The 15,917-nt window shown below is 46.2% G+C and carries 13 protein-coding genes; 6 read left to right on the forward strand and 7 right to left on the reverse strand.

The genetic code is table 11. The annotated features are described in order from the left end of the window. Positions 1-224: 224 nt before the first annotated feature. Entirely contained in the window at positions 225-767 is a 543-nt protein-coding gene (locus P2W83_RS09030) for a hypothetical protein (RefSeq protein WP_276133392.1), read from the reverse strand. 313 nt (positions 768-1,080) lie between these two features. After that, positions 1,081-1,539, reverse strand: a complete 459-nt coding sequence (locus P2W83_RS09035; RefSeq protein WP_276133393.1) for a hypothetical protein — start codon at positions 1,537-1,539, stop codon at positions 1,081-1,083. A gap of 237 nt (positions 1,540-1,776) precedes the next feature. On the opposite strand from P2W83_RS09035, the gene P2W83_RS09040 reads away from it, so the two are divergent. From P2W83_RS09040 to P2W83_RS09055, 4 genes are all read left to right on the forward strand, one after another. Then, positions 1,777-2,955 carry a murein L,D-transpeptidase catalytic domain family protein gene (locus P2W83_RS09040; RefSeq protein WP_276133394.1) on the forward strand — a complete coding sequence of 393 codons (1,179 nt, stop codon included), beginning with the start codon at positions 1,777-1,779 and terminating at the stop codon, positions 2,953-2,955. A gap of 120 nt (positions 2,956-3,075) precedes the next feature. After that, a complete protein-coding gene (locus P2W83_RS09045; protein WP_276133395.1) occupies positions 3,076-3,417 on the forward strand; it encodes a PadR family transcriptional regulator in 342 nt (113 codons plus the stop codon). Then, the gene (locus P2W83_RS09050) at positions 3,417-4,523 is read left to right on the forward strand and encodes a hypothetical protein (protein ID WP_276133396.1); all 1,107 of its coding nucleotides are present in this window, start codon (positions 3,417-3,419) and stop codon (positions 4,521-4,523) included. The genes P2W83_RS09045 and P2W83_RS09050 overlap by 1 nt, the downstream gene beginning before the upstream one ends. A gap of 136 nt (positions 4,524-4,659) precedes the next feature. Further along, positions 4,660-5,598 carry a T9SS type A sorting domain-containing protein gene (locus P2W83_RS09055; protein WP_276133397.1) on the forward strand — a complete coding sequence of 313 codons (939 nt, stop codon included), beginning with the start codon at positions 4,660-4,662 and terminating at the stop codon, positions 5,596-5,598. A gap of 2 nt (positions 5,599-5,600) precedes the next feature. On the opposite strand, the gene P2W83_RS09060 is transcribed toward P2W83_RS09055, so the two are convergent. After that, positions 5,601-6,242, reverse strand: coding sequence for a DUF47 domain-containing protein (locus P2W83_RS09060; RefSeq protein WP_276133398.1), 642 nt, complete (start codon positions 6,240-6,242; stop codon positions 5,601-5,603). Between the two features lie 213 nt (positions 6,243-6,455). On the opposite strand from P2W83_RS09060, the gene P2W83_RS09065 reads away from it, so the two are divergent. After that, on the forward strand, positions 6,456-9,272 hold the full coding sequence (locus P2W83_RS09065; RefSeq protein ID WP_276133399.1) for a TonB-dependent receptor: 2,817 nt from the start codon (positions 6,456-6,458) through the stop codon (positions 9,270-9,272). An 82-nt stretch (positions 9,273-9,354) separates the two neighbouring features. Then, entirely contained in the window at positions 9,355-11,229 is a 1,875-nt protein-coding gene (locus P2W83_RS09070) for a T9SS type A sorting domain-containing protein (protein ID WP_276133400.1), read from the forward strand. Positions 11,230-11,386: 157 nt separating this feature from the next. On the opposite strand, the gene P2W83_RS09075 is transcribed toward P2W83_RS09070, so the two are convergent. The 4 genes from P2W83_RS09075 to P2W83_RS09090 all read right to left on the reverse strand — a co-directional run bounded on the left by P2W83_RS09075 (position 11,387) and on the right by P2W83_RS09090 (position 15,900). After that, positions 11,387-12,268, reverse strand: coding sequence for a Ppx/GppA phosphatase family protein (locus tag P2W83_RS09075; RefSeq protein ID WP_276133401.1), 882 nt, complete (start codon positions 12,266-12,268; stop codon positions 11,387-11,389). Further along, positions 12,265-14,340: a polyphosphate kinase 1 gene (gene ppk1 / locus P2W83_RS09080; protein ID WP_276133402.1), complete on the reverse strand. Its 2,076-nt coding sequence runs from the start codon at positions 14,338-14,340 to the stop codon at positions 12,265-12,267. The genes P2W83_RS09075 and ppk1 overlap by 4 nt, the downstream gene beginning before the upstream one ends. A gap of 83 nt (positions 14,341-14,423) precedes the next feature. Further along, the gene (gene rfaE2, locus P2W83_RS09085; RefSeq protein ID WP_276133403.1) at positions 14,424-14,918 is read right to left on the reverse strand and encodes a D-glycero-beta-D-manno-heptose 1-phosphate adenylyltransferase; all 495 of its coding nucleotides are present in this window, start codon (positions 14,916-14,918) and stop codon (positions 14,424-14,426) included. Next, positions 14,890-15,900: a lysylphosphatidylglycerol synthase transmembrane domain-containing protein gene (locus P2W83_RS09090; RefSeq protein WP_276133404.1), complete on the reverse strand. Its 1,011-nt coding sequence runs from the start codon at positions 15,898-15,900 to the stop codon at positions 14,890-14,892. Before P2W83_RS09090 ends, rfaE2 begins: the two co-directional genes overlap by 29 nt. Positions 15,901-15,917: the final 17 nt, after the last annotated feature.

The raw sequence follows: 15,917 nt of genomic DNA on the forward strand, positions 1-15,917 counted from the left end.
TCTTGCGTTTTATTGGAAGGATTTAAGTCTCCCTCTGGAAGACTTAAACCAGTAGGGATTTAAGTCTCCCTCTGGAAGACTTAAACCAGTAGGGGCCGTACGAGTTGCTGAGGGAAACCCAAACCAATAGCAAGATCAAGGAGGTAGCCTTGATGCCGCCGAATCGCTATGCAGGAGACTCGGCGGTGACGTAAGTTGGGACAATGCTAAAGGAGCATTATTTATCACTGGCCCCGTGTGGATCGCATTTGCAGAACCATTTTCTGCAATTTGCTAAGAAATCGTTTTTCTTCTTTAGTCCAGGAATTAATTGAGGGCTTAGTAATTAAAACGCCCGCCTCTTTAAAATTCACATCGTAGCTCGCCCAATACTTACTGTCTAATGGGAAAGTGCATAAGTTGTAATCACAGCTTAACAACTTAATTTGAAAGAAAATTTCTTTCGTTTTATAGGTTATTTTTTTTGAAGGCCGTTTAGACAACAGTTTATCATAGTTAAACTTAACCGATTTGGGCACGACACAATTTTCCTGCGAATCATTGTCTTTATCAAGTGGCAAACCTATTGCAGCTAAAATTTTCCGCTCATTAATTGTATCAATAGAATGCAGCTTGTTGTATAACTGATTGAGATCATTGGCGGCATAGTACATGATCACCCAGTGTCCTACCCATAGATTATTGGCAAAGTCGACCCGAAGAAGATAGTCTGCCTTTGCGTTATGCATGGCCAACAATGACGTCAACAATAAAAACAACTTTTTCATATAATGCTTTCGTCGCCATTCAAGCGTTCTTTCTGAACGGTTTACTAATTCTAGATGTGCAGACTAAGCAAATATACTGGTGAAAATGTACATCGCCAGCTTGTTCAAGCGTCCTTGCTTGAACAAGCGAATACTCTTACTGGTTTAGTGTTAAGCACAGCGTCACTTAAATCGGAAAATGGAACGCAGGTCTCTGACCGACAAAAAAGCAATGCAGCCTCATTACAGCGCTACTGCCAGACGAAGTCTTGCGTTTTATTGGAATGATTTAAGTCTCCCTCTGGAAGACTTAAACCAGTGTGTGGGGAAATTGCTATTGAAAGATCGCCTGCTCTTCTTTCTTCACAAACTTGTATAGCCGCGATAAATAAACAACAAACATGTTTTCGTTGTCCTTGGTATCGGGCAATACAAAATTACCTGTGGGTACTACAGTAAATTCGAGGTTAGGTATCAGTTGTAAACCCATTTTATCTTTTGTCTTATCGTCCGGGATAGCCAGGTAGGTTGTCAGCTTGCCCAGTCTTGATGCATCCATCAGCGACGGGATAGCATGTACGACAAAATTGTATCGGCCTACGTCAAAGCGCATTTCGTTATTGTCGTTGGCAAGTTTTACGGTTTCTGGATTCAGATAGCTCAGAACTGCTCCGATCTTAGTGTCGTTATCAGGGTTAAGGATATGGTTGTCGATGGATAGCGTTTTCTGCAACCGGTCGAGTGCTGCGTGAAGTTTGCCGGAGTCGTGCTGGTATTCTTCATAGCTTTTCATGTGCGGGCATTTAATATTCTAATGTAAGGATTTTTCAGGTGCAGCGGGCTTACAGCAGAGCCTGCCCAAAGGTCCAGGTGGGGATGCGTGAACCGGCAGATAATTAAGATTTTGTCTAAGACTTTGGATGTATTGAAGTTGTAGGTCAATAACACCAACAACAGGGAAACTAAGCACAGCAGGGCTTGGACTTGGCCTAAAATTAGTACCCTTTGATATTGACGCTAAATGATTTTTATGAGAAAGGTGATTGTGACGTTGGGGATGGGTATTGCTGGGCTTACCGCTTGTAAAACAAACATTGAACATGCAAAATCGGCTGCTGCTGAGAAGGCTTATGTAGCCAAGGCAAGTAAGAAGTACCATAAAAAGAAATCCGACGGTGCCGAGGCTGAATCGGAGATCGACATCAATACCGACCTCGGCTTTTACAGGGCCATGCTCAGGGACCTGGACATAAGAGAAACCCCGGAGAAAATTAAGTTTCTCCATGCCTGGCAGCAGCGCGAAGATAGCACGGCGCAGAACAACCCCTTCAATGCCACAGCACATATACCGGGAACCAAAGACTCGAATTATAATACGGGCGGTGTAAGGAACTACCCGACTCGCCAAACTGGCCTGGATGCGACCGTGGCTATGCTGAGGTCGGGGCATTTTAAAGAGATCTTATCGTTTCTGAAAAAGGATAATGTTACGGCCAACGAGATCACTCATGCTAAAGCGCTTAAAAATTGGGGCACAGGTCTTGATGAGCTGGTCCAGTCAGCGTACAATAAGATCAATTTTAACACTGCTGCCAAACTGAGCTATGATGTGTTCAAGAAAGCCTACACGGGTTATATGAACCTTAAAGCAGCAGGTAAAGTACCCTCGAAAAAAGATATCCTGACTGTGGTCGATTTTTCTCAGCGTTCCAGTGAAAAGCGCCTGTGGGTTATTGACCTGAACAATAACAAGATCGTGTTCAATGACCTGGTAGCGCACGGACAAGGTTCGGGTGATGCCATGGCAACAAAGTTCTCTAATACCAACGAGTCTCACCAGAGCAGCCTGGGTTTCTATGTAACAGATGATACCTACATTGGCAAGCACGGCAGGTCTCTCCGCGTGAATGGGATGGACCAGGGGTTTAATCACTCTGCCCGTAGCCGTGCGGTGGTAGTACACGGAGCGAAGTATGTAAATGCAGCCCGTGCTGCTTCAGGTAGCATTGGCCGTAGCTGGGGTTGCCCCGCAGTATCTGATGCACTTATTCAGCCGTTGATCAACACGATCCAAGGGGGAACTGTGCTGTTCCTTTATGCACCACAGGAAGATTACCTGAAACACTCGGCTTGGTTGAACAAGAAACTGGATGAAGGAAAACTGGCGATGCATGCACCGGCACAGGGTAGCAGCGTAGCCTATGCGTAACAATTGAATAGTCTCGATTTTTTATAAGGCTCTGCAGTAATGCAGAGCCTTATTTTTTATTTACCTAAGATTTGGATACATCGGAATCTTATGTATCTTTAGGTAAGTAAAAGGGGCATTATGATATTTTCGTCTGAACTGATAAAGGGCACGCTGAAGACCATTGTGCTGAAGCTACTGGCCGACAACAAAAAGATGTACGGCTACGAGATAACGCAGAAGGTAAAGGAACTGACCCTTGAGAAGATACAGATAACCGAGGGGGCGCTGTATCCCACGCTGCACGCGCTGGAAAGTGAAGGCCTGCTGACCACCGAGGTGGAATATATAGGCAAGCGCGTGCGCAAGTATTACAGCCTTAGCCCCTCGGGCAAGAGTAAGGCCAAAGAGCGCGTAAGCGAGCTGGCTGAGTTTATGGAGACCATGCGGTTTTTACTGGACATAAAACCAAGTACCGCCTGATGTACCGCCTCACAGATGAACAAGTAGACTATGTACTCAACGACATAAGACGTCGTGGCGTTGGGCTGGAGGACCTGCAGTTAAACCTCCTGGACCATGTCTGCTGCATACTGGAGCAGGAGCTCAAAGACGGCGACGAATTTGAGCGCGCATACCAACAAGTGATCCGGCGCTTTTACACCAAAGAGCTAAAAGAGCTGGAAGAGGAAACCATCCAATTGTTAACCTTCAAAAACTATTATGGAATGAAAAGATCGCTGATAGGAAGCGGGGCATTCTCCGCTATAGTATTTTTCATCGGGTCTATTTTAAAGATCATGCACACGCCGGGTGCAGCTATATGTCTGGTATCGGGCATGGCTGTATTCAGCCTGGTGTTCCTGCCGCTGGTGTTTTTATTAAAAACAAAAGAAACAGGAAGCACCAGGCAAAAGGTGATCATGGCCGTTGTAACATTAGTAGGCATACTGTACGTATTATCGGCGATGTTCCTGGTGCAACACTGGCCGGGCGCACGCATCATGTGGTTCAGTACACTGCTGATATCAACGTTCGTGCTGCTGCCGTTGTATTTCTTCAGCGGCATCCGCAAGCCTGAAACTAAGATGAACACCATTGTTACCACCATCATTTTGCTGGGCGTGCTGGGGGTGCAATTTACCATTACTGCTATTCGCCCCTCGCCGCAAACAGAAGGTAAGGTATTTACCTACCTGCAAAGCGAGCAGCTATTGGCTCAGATGCAGCACGATGGCGCCGCGACGGACAACGTGGCTAATGACATACAGGCTATTTGCTCGGAAATGAAAGGGCTCATAATGCGCGACATGGGTCTGGAGGAACTATCTCCTGGTTTTGATCCGCGGGCGATAAGAGAAACCGGGCCAGAGCGTAGCGTTTTTGCCTATGGTAAAGGGCATGACATGCTGCTGACGCTGAAGGAAAAAGTGCAGGAATACAACAGCAAACATGCAGACCGGCAGATACCCGTTGCCAATACGATTCTGGATGAGTCCTTTGCACGACAAAACTTTTGCAGTAACCTGTTCGCGCTGAACAATATCACGCAATTGCAATTGTTCGTAGCCAGTGGCAAGAAAAGCTGAGCAATAATAAAACCCGATAACAAAAGCCGGCTGATGCCGGCTTTTATCTTTTTTAGAAATACAACATTGATAATTTTTTATGCCTGTTAAAAAAACATATAGCAACGGGTAAATTGTTATGCCTTATTTTTAGCATATGAAACGACTTATTACACTATTCTCACTATTAGCTATCACCGGTTTAGCTAACGCCCAAAATGTGCAGGGCACCATGGAAACCTGGCAGAATTATAATGTTGGTCTCACCTCTTTGCAAAAGCCGGCGGGCTGGCGTGGCGTAGACTCATTGATCTTTGCGCTGGGGCCATTTGTAAGCCCCGGAACTATTTTTGAAAGGCAATTGTTTCAATCATCGACGGTGCACGGCGGCGCGTATGCGGCCCTGTTGTATAATGCCGACCAGGGACCAGATCTAGGCATAGTGCCCGGGTTGATGACCAATGCTAAAGTAAATGTGGACATAACCAATCAAACTTTTACCATGACAGGTGGTACGCCTGTCAACATACGTATTGATACTGTAAAAGCGTGGGTGCGCTACCTGCCAAGAGGTTTGGATGAAGGAGCGATGACAGCTCTTGCCGTGATAACAGGCGCAGGTGCGGGTGGTGCCGATTCAGTAGTGGGAACAGGCTTTGCTCCTATTATGGCAAGCGGTACATACACCGAAATAATGGCCATTCTTGCATATCCTGATGGCCTTACGCCTAACGCATTGCAGATAACTTTCTCGGGAAGTTCGGATTTTACCAACGCGGCTGATAGTTCGGAGCTGTATGTAGACGATGTGACTGCTATTGGTCCGGTGGGTATTAAGGTGCAGCTGTTTAAAGAGCCAGTGGTTGAAGTGTATCCTAACCCGGCGAAAAACATTGTTTTTATAAACAATCTGAAATCGGAAGCCGTAACCTTCGAACTGTATAATATCACAGGTGCAAGGGTAATGCGGACGAATGCTGCTAAAGGAAAAACCGAGGCTGATATTTCTACGGTAGCAGGTGGCACCTATTTCTTCCAGGTGAAGAACAAAGCCGGTGATATAGTGCAGACAGGTAAGCTGAACGTAGCGAAGTAATATCAGCTGTATTTTATCAGCATGGTCTCGATGGTATTCACCGCGTCACTGCTTTTATTCAGCAGCTCTTGTAGCGTATCGTACTGATCGATGCGTTTGATGGCAAGAATAACATCGGGGGTACCAGAAAATAAATTTGTAATTGCGGCGTCCAGCAGGTCGCCGCATTTGCTTATTATGGACTGCATCTCGTCGCAGGCGTCTGTAAGTCGCGCAAGACCTTTCCTGTTTTTTAGCTGAGAGGTCGTTTCTGCCAGCAGCTTGATGAACTTATAATGATGGTCGGAGATGACCTGTATATGCCGGTCAGGTTCCTTCATTGCATAGGTGTGCATTTGCTTACACAGCTTCCAGGTGAAATCGGCTATTTTGTTGAGGGCAGCCGCGAGCGAGTGTATATCCTCGCGATCGAAAGGAGTGATGAAGTTGCGGCCCAGTTCTGTATTTAGTTTGTGCGTGGTGTATTCGTTCTCTGTTTCCAGCTCATTCAGTTGCTTCACATATGCATTCAGTATGTGGCGATCCTTTTCATGCGCAGCATGCAGAAACACGCGACTCATCTCTGTAGTAGTGATGGCCATATCGTTGAACAGCGCATAGAACTTGCTGCTGCCAGGCGAAAGCAGTGTTGCAATTAAGCTCATGGGCGAAGCGTTGCGACAAATGTAGCGGTGGCGTTATTCCATTGTATAAACTGCGGCGATAGTTAATATAGACATAATCGTGTGGTAACATTACGGCGTGCCGGTAACATTGCGGTAATGTTTTGATAACCTCTGCTATACATTTTCATAACACAACCGATACGGTTGCTGGCAAGAGCTGATTCTACCTTTGCAAGTGCTAATCAGCCCAGTATGAATAAACATTTACTCTTCTTTCTTCTCTTTATTTCCTTATCGATGCCAGCGTTTGCAGCTAAGGTATCGGGTGTAGTTACCGATGCATCGACAGGTGAGCCACTGCAAGGCGTGTTGGTAGTGATCAAAGAACTGAACAGGCCTGTAGAAACAGATGATTCAGGACGCTACGAAATTGACAACGTACCCGGTGGTACTTATGAAGTGCTTTTTAATTTTCTTACCTACAAACAAATGCTTCAGACCGTAAGCATCATCAATAATAAAGATGTAGTACTGAACATTAAACTGAAACCAGAAGGCAATACGCTGAAAGACGTAACTGTAAAAGCCGCAAGGACAACGAACACGGAGAATGCGGTGCTGATGGAGATCAAAAAGAGCTCGCTTGTGGTGAGTGGTATCAGCGCAGCGCAAATACAAAAGACAGCAGATAGAAATGCTGCTGACGTAGTAAAGCGTATACCGGGTGTCACTGTTATCGATAACCGCTTTATCATGGTACGTGGTTTGATAGACCGTTACAACAGTGTATGGCTGAATGATGCGGGCGCGCCAAGCGCTGAAGTAGATAAGAAGTCGTTTTCGTTCGACCTGGTACCTGCCAGCTTTATCGACAGGATCATGATCTATAAAACACCTGCACCGGAATTGCCCGGAGATTTCGCCGGTGGTATGGTGAAATTGTACACGTCTTCATTGCCGGATAAGAATGAAGTTTCAGGAGGTTTTGATGTTTCTTATCGCAGCAACAGCACGGGTAAGCCTTTTTATTATAATACGCCATCTTCGACTGACTGGTTAGGCTATGATGACGGTAAGAGGCAACTGCCTGATGGAACGCCTGCATATATTAATAAGAATGACTCGAACAGTAAGGAAGTAACAAGAGCATTTAGTAAGAATGGCTGGGACATCAATAAAAAAACTACTCCTGCCGATTATAGGTTCAATCTGAATGTGGGAAATGTATTTAGCCTTGGCAAGGTGCGTTTGGGTAACAGGCTGGGTGTATCCTATTCTAATATACATGCTGATACGATGATACACCGCCAGAGCTGGGATTCGACCGAGACACTGGATTTTGATTATATGGACTATCGGTCGGTAAACAACGTGAGCGTCAGCCTGATGGACAACGTGCTCGCAGTTTTTGGTAACTCGAAGATAGAATTCAAGAACCTGTATAACCAAACTGGTAAATCGTCAGTGACCATGCGGACCATGTCAGCAGACTCCAGTTATAACTTGGGGGACGAACTCGCCTACCAGATAGGGTATGATAGCCGCGCTGTGTACTGTTCGCAGTTGTTGGGTTCGCATAAAACACGGTCGGGCAATACCTCATATAACTGGGCTGTTGGTTATACCGACCTGTTTAAAAATACCCCGGACTTAAGGCGCATTCGCTATACAAAACAACCATCGGATGATGATACCATGTACTCCGCGGCTGTTGCTAATACTGTAGACCCTGTAAATGGCGGCGGAAGGTTTTTCGCAGAGCTGTATGAGAATGTGTACAGCTTCAACCATCATTTTACCCAGAAGATAAACCTCGGTAAGCTGAATTACTCATTCGAAGTTTCGGCAGGCAACTATATAGAATATAAAAGCAGGTTTTTCAATGCGCGTGTGTTAGGATATACGATCCGATCGGGCAGTCGTGCTCAGCAGATGAATCGCCTGCCCCTGAGCGAGATATTTGCTGACAGCAACCTGGGAGATAAAACAAACTACAGGATAGATGAGATAACAGCTGCGAGCGATAAATACAATGCAAAGAATACCCTGGTAGCTAGTTTTGTGTCGGCGAAGTTCCCCATCGGTGATAAGATTACCGTATCAGGTGGAGCGCGCTACGAAGACAATGTTCAGGAGTTAAAGGGCTATATCAACCTTGATAGCGTTCAGCCCAAAATAGCAACGAAATTCCTGTTGCCATCTGTTAATGCATCTTACAATTTTAATGACAAGATGCTACTACGCCTGGCATATGGTAAAACGCTCAATCGCCCTGAGTTCAGGGAGTGGGCCCCTTTCTATTTTTATGATTTCGACAGTAAGACGGGAGTGTATGGATCACTATTCCCGACCATCTTCCCAAGCGATACGCTGGATGTCGCTGAGATTGATAATATAGATGCACGCTGGGAATGGTATCCTTCTTCGGGCGAAATGGTGCATGCTGGCGTGTTTTACAAGAAATTCAAGAATCCCATTCAGCAGGTTATCCTTAGTCCGGGTATCGATACCCGTTCTATGGGCTTCATGAATACGAAAGAAGCATACAGCGCAGGAATTGAAATTGAGGCCAGGAAGGACCTGTCGTTCGTTGACGATTGGTTCAAGACAAGTTTCTTTAAGAGCTTCACCTTTGTGGGCAACGCTGCATTCATCAAAAGCGAAATGACCATTGATGATACGCTTACGCAACAGTTGGCAGCAGTACCCCTGCAAGGTCAAAGTCCCTATATGTACAACCTTGGCATGTTTTATCAAAGCGATAGATTAGGTATGCAGTCTTCGTTGTTGTACAATGTATTTGGACCACGCCTCGTATCGTTGGGCAGCCAGAATATTGAAAATATTGGTGAGATGCCATTCCATTCACTGGATTTTAGCTTATCAAAGACATTCTTCAAGCATTATATACTAACTGCGAGTGCGCAGAACCTATTGGATAGCAGGTCTATGACTATTCAGGATGCTAATAAGGATGGTAAGTATACGCCAGGCAACACAGTCGACAGAGATTTTTATTCTTTTAAACCAGGTCGTTATTACACTGTAGGTGTTAAAGTTAAGTTCTAATTAACGTCATGATTACATAACATCGGCGTAACGATGTGGTAATAGAGTGATTATACTTTCGTGAAAATTTTAAAACAAGCGTATGAAAAAACTTATCCTCTCAGCTTTGTCGATGTTTGCACTTACGCAGGCATTCGCATACAACACGCAGACGGTAAAAGATAGCATCTCTACCAGCACTACGTGGGAACCTACACAACAATACCTGCTGAAGGGCTGGGTATATGTTACTTCAGGTACTACTCTTACCATTAAACCAGGCTGCATCATCCGCGGCGATAAAAATACCAAAGGTACCCTGATCGTTGAACGCGGTGCTAAGATCATCGCAGAAGGTACTGCCAGCTTGCCTATCGTATTCACTTCGGCCGAAGAACAAGGTGACCGTTCTTATGGCGACTGGGGTGGTGTTGTTATTTGCGGACAAGCTCCTACTAACTGGACAGCCGGTGAAGCGCAGGTAGAAGGTGGTCCTCGTTCTAAATATGGCGGTAGCGATCCTAACGATAACAGCGGTATCCTTCGTTACGTACGTATCGAGTTTGCAGGTATCGCTTTCTCTCCAAACAACGAGGTGAATGGTTTGACACTGGCCGGTGTTGGTGCTGGTACACAGATCGATCACGTACAGGTGTCTTACTCTGGTGACGATGCTTATGAGTGGTTTGGTGGTAATGTAAACTCGAAATACCTGGTATCAATAGGTACATGGGATGATGATTTTGATACGGACGCTGGCTACGCCGGTAAGAACCAGTTCATTTATAGCCTTCGCGACTACCAATCTGCTGACGTGAGCGGTTCAAAAGCTTTCGAAAGCGATAGCTACCTGGCCGGTACTGTTTCTGGTATTGGGGATAACTCAAAAGCTACCCGCGCTGTATTTTCAAACGTAACAGTGGCTGGTCCTCTGAATACCCCGGCTTTTACTGGTGCAAACTCTCAGTTCGTAGCTGCAGTACACCTGCGTCGCGGTAGTGCTCAAAGCCTGCTGAATAGCGTATTCCTTGGTTATCCTGCAGGTCTGCTGATAGATGAGTCTTCTTCTTCTTATGGTTCTACTACAGCAAACATCCTGGATAACTCACTGCAATTCCGCAGCAATATCATAGCAGGTATTCCTACCAACGCTACACCTGCTCAGAAAGAGATCATCTATGTAAAAGACGGTGCTCGTAACCTGACTCCAACCAATGCATATGCTGATACTACAACCGGCAGCCCATTTGGTTCTTTCAACGGTCCATGGAATTGGCTGAAAGCTTCTGCTAACAACAACTGGATCTTCGCAACTGAGAACAATGGTGTTCGCCTGTTTGCTCCTTTTAACCTGAGTAACCCTAATCCAGTTCCGCAAAGCACTTCACCTATTTCTTACAACGCTAAAACATTGCCTGCATACATGACGCCGGGCGGTTCTGATCCGTTTGCTAATGGCAAGGTTTATCCTTTCAATCCTGCCAAAGCGATCAATACCGATACTTCTGGCATGTTTGTTAACTATAACGCTCCGCAGATCGTTCCTGATTTTACCACTACAAAGGCTAACGATGCATTCTTTGATAAAGTAAACTATGTAGGTGCTTTTGCCGGTACACAAACTACATCCGACAACTGGATGAAAGGTTGGACGAACTTCGATCCGAACAATACTTTTTATGACATTGTTAGTGTAAACGTGAACGAGGCTCAAAACAATGAAGGTAATGTAGTTCTGTTCCCTAACCCTGCAAGGCAAGCAACAACCCTTTCGTTTGATGTTGCTGAAACTGCTGATGTGCGTGTAATGATGGTAGATATGGCAGGCAGAGTGGTAAAGAAAATGTACGAAGCAACAAACGCTAAAGGCGCCCAAACTGCAACAGTAGACCTGAGCGATGTTACACCTGGTGTATACTTCGTGTCAATCATCACTGGCGAAAAACAGAAAGTGGTTAAGCTTTCTGTGATCAAATAAGAAGGTTTGATTCTAGTAGTATGATTTAACCAAAATCCAAGCCGGCTGCTCTGTAGGCAGCCGGCCTTTTTTTATATCTTAGAGATATGACGAATACCCCGCAAATTACTTTTGTTCTTCTTTGTATTATTTATGCGCTGTTTATCTACAGCCTTATTTAGGTGGTCATTTCTTTGTACAACATCTTTACCAGACCGTCGGCAAGACCTATTTTGGGGACGTAGATCTCTTCGGCATCGGCCCAGCGCATTACAGAGGTATAGATATGCAACGCCGGTACGATAACGTCGGCGCGGTCGCTACGCAGGTGGTAGATGTGTTTTCTTTCTTCTACGGTATTATAGCTTAGTTCCTTGTAGTAGTCTTTTAGCAGCTCCAGTGGGAGTGGTTTCCCTTCCTTGCGCTTAGAGATAGAAAATATCTTGTTGATGTTGCCGCCGCTACCTATCGCTTCTATGGGCTGGTAATCTTTTACATTGGTTTTAATGAACCACTTCATGTGTTCCCATTGCTCCTCGGTAACCTTGTCGTGCAGCAAGCGTATGGTGCCAATGTTGAAAGATTCTTTGAAAACGACTTTGTTATTTGAGAATAGTGTGATCTCTGTGCTACCGCCACCTACATCTATGTACATGTACGATTTCTCGGCGTTCAGGTTCTCGGCAATGTGTGTTTCGTAAATGATATTGGCTTCTTCCTGGCCGGTGATGATATTGATGGTGACACCGGTCTCACGTTTGATCTCCTCTAGTACTTCCTGCCCGTTCACAGCATCGCGCATGGCCGATGTAGCACAGGCCTTCAGGCCCTGCACGCCGTATATCTCCATCAACAGTTTATAGGTCTTGATGGTATTGAGCAGTTTACGGCGTTTTTCCTCAGAGATGGCTCCTTTGTCAAATACGTCGAAACCCAGGCGTAGTGGGATACGTAGCAGGTTAAGTTTAGTAAAATCGACCGAACCGTCTGTATAGACCGAGGCTTCGTTTATGAGTAAGCGGGCTGCATTGGAGCCAATATCGATGGCGGCTAGTATCAATCCGTATAATGTTTACCCTGCAAATATCCGTAAATGGCGATTTGCGAGCGCACTTCCGGCTCGTTTTTTTCCCGGTGCACGTAGTTATTGCTCTGCTCGTTGTCCAGCACGCGGCCTTTTACGTTTTCAGCCAGCTGTATCTCTATTATATCGATCAGCTCCTTTTTCAGCGCAGGGTCGTCAATCGGGCAGGCCGCCTCCACCCTGTGGTCAAGGTTGCGCACCATCCAGTCGGCCGAGGAAATGAAAACTTTAGGGTCGCCTTCGTTGTGGAATACAAATACGCGCCCATGCTCCAGGTACTCGTCTATGATGCTGATGGCGTAAATGTTGTCCTTGAAGGTTTTTTGCTGCGTGTAGGCACAGCTGGCACCGCGAATGATCATTTCCACTTCAACGCCCGCTTTAGCGGCAGTGTATAGCTTGTTGATCAGTAGCTGGTCCGTCAGGCTGTTGAGCTTAACGATAATGCGGGCAGGTTTTTTCTTTTTGGCTGCTTTTATCTCTTTATTGATGAGATCCATAAAGGTCTTACGCATGCTGACGGGCGATACCGGCAGTGTTTTGCAATTGCGTAGTACTTCGATCCTCGGGGCAGCCGATTGAAGGAACGTGAAAATACGATTAATGTCGGCGAGTATATTCCGGTTGGTAGTGAGCAGGCAGTGGTCTACATAATACTTAGCTGTATTCTCGTTCAGGTTGCCCGTTGATACAAAGCCATACTGCCTGGTTTTGTTCTGCACGCGTTTTTTGATCACGCAGACCTTCGCATGCACCTTCATATCGGGCAAGCCGTGAAGCACCAGTACACCTTCTTCTTCCAGCCGTCTTTTCCAGGCAAGGTTGGCCTCTTCATCAAACCGGGCGCGCAATTCCAGTACCACCGTTACTTGTTTACCATTACGAACCGCGTTGATCAGCGCATTGACGATCTTAGAATCTTTTGCAAGGCGATACAGGCATATCTTGATGCTCTGTACATACGGGTCGATGGCGGCCTCACGCAGCAGGTCTATAATAGAGTCGAACGAATGATAGGGGAACTGAAGCATCACATCCCGTTGGTCGATCACATCCATAATGCGGCATGGTTGGCGCAGCAGGGGGTGCACCATTGACTTCGTCCGCGGCTTCAGGTCATTAAATACCGAAGCGGGAAAGTTCATGAAGTCTTTGAAGTTGTGAATGCGGCCACCTGGTATCAGATTATCCTTCTTAGATAGGTTCAAACGCTTGATCAAATAGTCCAGCAATCCATAGTCTATCGTGCGATCGAAAACAAAACGAGTGGCTCGGCCGCGTTTGCGGTTTTTCAGTCCTTTCTCCAGCTCTTCTATCACATTCGTGGTCACGTCGTTGTCTATTTCCAGTTCGGCGTCGCGAGTCACCTTGATGATGTAGCCCGAAAAACTATCGAAACCGAAAGGTGCAAACAAGTGTGGCAGGTTGGCGCGGATAATATCCTCCAACAGGATAACATCGTTAGCGCCATCTTGTGAAGGAAGTATCACAAAACGCGGTAGCACCCTGCTAGGTATTTCTATCAACGCAAAACGCTTTACGTCATGATTTTCGGAGTTGCCCAACACGCAAGCCAGGTAAATGGACTTGTCGCGCAACAGTGGCATCTGCGAGATACTTTCCAGCATCAGCGGTATGATCTGCGTGCGGATATTGTCCTCGAAGTATTCGGCAATAAATTGTTTCTGCGAATCGCTGAGCTGCTTTTCGTTCTTGATGAAGATGTTCTTCTTTTCAAGCTCGTGTATGATGTCGCTGTAGATAAGGTCGAACGCATTCTGCTGAATGATGACCTGGTGCTGTATCTGGTCGAGGATCTTTTCAGGGTTGGCCTCCAGGTGCATACGGGCTGTTTTGCCCAGGCGCACCATTTTATGTAGTGTAGCAACACGCACCCTGAAAAACTCGTCGAGATTATTGGAGAAAATACCTAAGAAACGGAGCCGGTCGTACAGATGGTTGGATGCATCTGCAGCTTCCTGTAATACCCTTGCGTTGAATGATAACCAACTAATATCGCGTGCAATGGTATGTTTCGTAGATTTCAAACCGGGGCTTTTTAAGACAGCAATGCAAATGTAGCTGCTGGGCTACAACAGAGTTAGCTTCCCTAAGGTAGGAAACAAAAACTTTACAATTTCTTAATACTGTCGATCAGCGAGGAAGTGGAGTATCCTTGAACAAAAGGAATCACTTCAACGCGTCCACCATTTGCTTTTACAAACGGAGCGCCAACGATCTTGTCTTCAGTATAATCGCCTCCCTTTGCAAGTATATCAGGATTAACGAGTTTGATAAGATTTTCAGGGGTGTCTTCATCAAACAGGCATACCGCATCAACACACAACAAAGCTGCCAGCTGGAACGCACGGTCGGTTTGATTATTAAGCGGCCGTTCAGCGCCTTTAAGGCGTTTGACAGAAGCATCGGTGTTCAGCCCTACCACAAGTATGTTGCCCATATCTGCAGCGCGGGCCAGGTAGTCGAGGTGGCCGTGGTGCAGGATATCGAAACAGCCATTGGTGAAAACGATCTTTTTACCGAGGTCACGCCACATGTGTGCATGGCGGGTGATGGTTACCTCATCGGTAAATATCTTATTCTGTATCCACTCGATCTTGTGCATGATGGTGATGTTCGTTTGATCTGTTATAAATAGGCAGAAGTATCAGCGACCCAATACCCAGTATTAAAACTATGCCTGTTTGGGCCAGCCACGACACCCAGCCAAATGCCTTGCCGTCAGCATCATCAATATTATAGAACACCAAGATCTGCGCGATAAGTGCAGGGTAGGCGCCGAGACCACCGGGTGTTACGATCATTCCAATGCTGCCAAATATGAGGACAACCAGAGCAGCCAGCAACGACAGCTCATCGGTTCCCGGCATTGCCCAAAAACCAATCACCACCTGCGACCAGTATAATAGCCAGATACACACGGTGTATACAAGGAACTCGCGGCGTTCTTTCAGCTTGAAAATCGCTGCGATACCGTCTCTCATACCGAGTATGAACTGGCCGATCCTTGAGTGTTTATCGCGTCGAACCAGGAAGATCAGGAACAGGATAATGAAGCCAATGGCAGTGAGCACGCCGAAGAACAATGTCTTTTTGGACGCCAGTTGGGCAAACATGTTTGCGGCATATTCGCCTATTACGCTGGCTTGCAGCACAAACGCTAATATAGTCACAAGGATCAGGCACACGACATCAAAGGCGCGCTCGGCAACGATGGTTCCTACCATTTTATCGGCGGGTACGTGTTCATAACGGGCCAGCACGGTACACTTTGCTACCTCGCCCATACGGGGCAGAAGCAAATTCACCAGGTAGCCTAAGAGAACAGCGAGCGTAATATTAGTAGTTCGCGGGTGAATGTGAAGCGGTTTAAGCAGCAGTTTCCAGCGCAGGGCGCGGAAAAAATGCGAAAAGAAACCAAGTACAAGTACAGGTGCGAGAACCCAGAGCCTTGTTTGTTTGATCGAGTGCATCATGTCGGCCTTGTCTTGCGGAGACATTTGGTCGAACATGCGATAGATGATAAATATACCCAGGCCAAGAAAAATAACGTACTGTACGGCGGTGATCAGTGTCCGTTTCTTCATCCGGGTAAAGATAACGT

It is taken from the genome of Polluticoccus soli (genome assembly GCF_029269745.1).
In the GTDB taxonomy this organism is placed as follows: Bacteria; Bacteroidota; Bacteroidia; order Chitinophagales; family Chitinophagaceae; genus Polluticoccus; species Polluticoccus soli.

What these genes read in the sequence shown, in the direction of transcription:
- P2W83_RS09045 (WP_276133395.1), top strand. Translation starts at nt 3,076, where the DNA reads ATGATATTTTCGTCTGAACTGATAAAGGGCACGCTGAAGACCATTGTG.
- P2W83_RS09070 (WP_276133400.1), top strand. Translation starts at nt 9,355, where the DNA reads ATGAAAAAACTTATCCTCTCAGCTTTGTCGATGTTTGCACTTACGCAG.
- P2W83_RS09050 (WP_276133396.1), top strand. Translation starts at nt 3,417, where the DNA reads ATGTACCGCCTCACAGATGAACAAGTAGACTATGTACTCAACGACATA.
- P2W83_RS09060 (WP_276133398.1), bottom strand. Translation starts at nt 6,242, where the DNA reads ATGAGCTTAATTGCAACACTGCTTTCGCCTGGCAGCAGCAAGTTCTAT.
- P2W83_RS09055 (WP_276133397.1), top strand. Translation starts at nt 4,660, where the DNA reads ATGAAACGACTTATTACACTATTCTCACTATTAGCTATCACCGGTTTA.
- P2W83_RS09065 (WP_276133399.1), top strand. Translation starts at nt 6,456, where the DNA reads ATGAATAAACATTTACTCTTCTTTCTTCTCTTTATTTCCTTATCGATG.
- P2W83_RS09035 (WP_276133393.1), bottom strand. Translation starts at nt 1,539, where the DNA reads ATGAAAAGCTATGAAGAATACCAGCACGACTCCGGCAAACTTCACGCA.
- rfaE2 (WP_276133403.1), bottom strand. Translation starts at nt 14,918, where the DNA reads ATGCACAAGATCGAGTGGATACAGAATAAGATATTTACCGATGAGGTA.
- P2W83_RS09090 (WP_276133404.1), bottom strand. Translation starts at nt 15,900, where the DNA reads ATGAAGAAACGGACACTGATCACCGCCGTACAGTACGTTATTTTTCTT.
- P2W83_RS09040 (WP_276133394.1), top strand. Translation starts at nt 1,777, where the DNA reads ATGAGAAAGGTGATTGTGACGTTGGGGATGGGTATTGCTGGGCTTACC.
- P2W83_RS09030 (WP_276133392.1), bottom strand. Translation starts at nt 767, where the DNA reads ATGAAAAAGTTGTTTTTATTGTTGACGTCATTGTTGGCCATGCATAAC.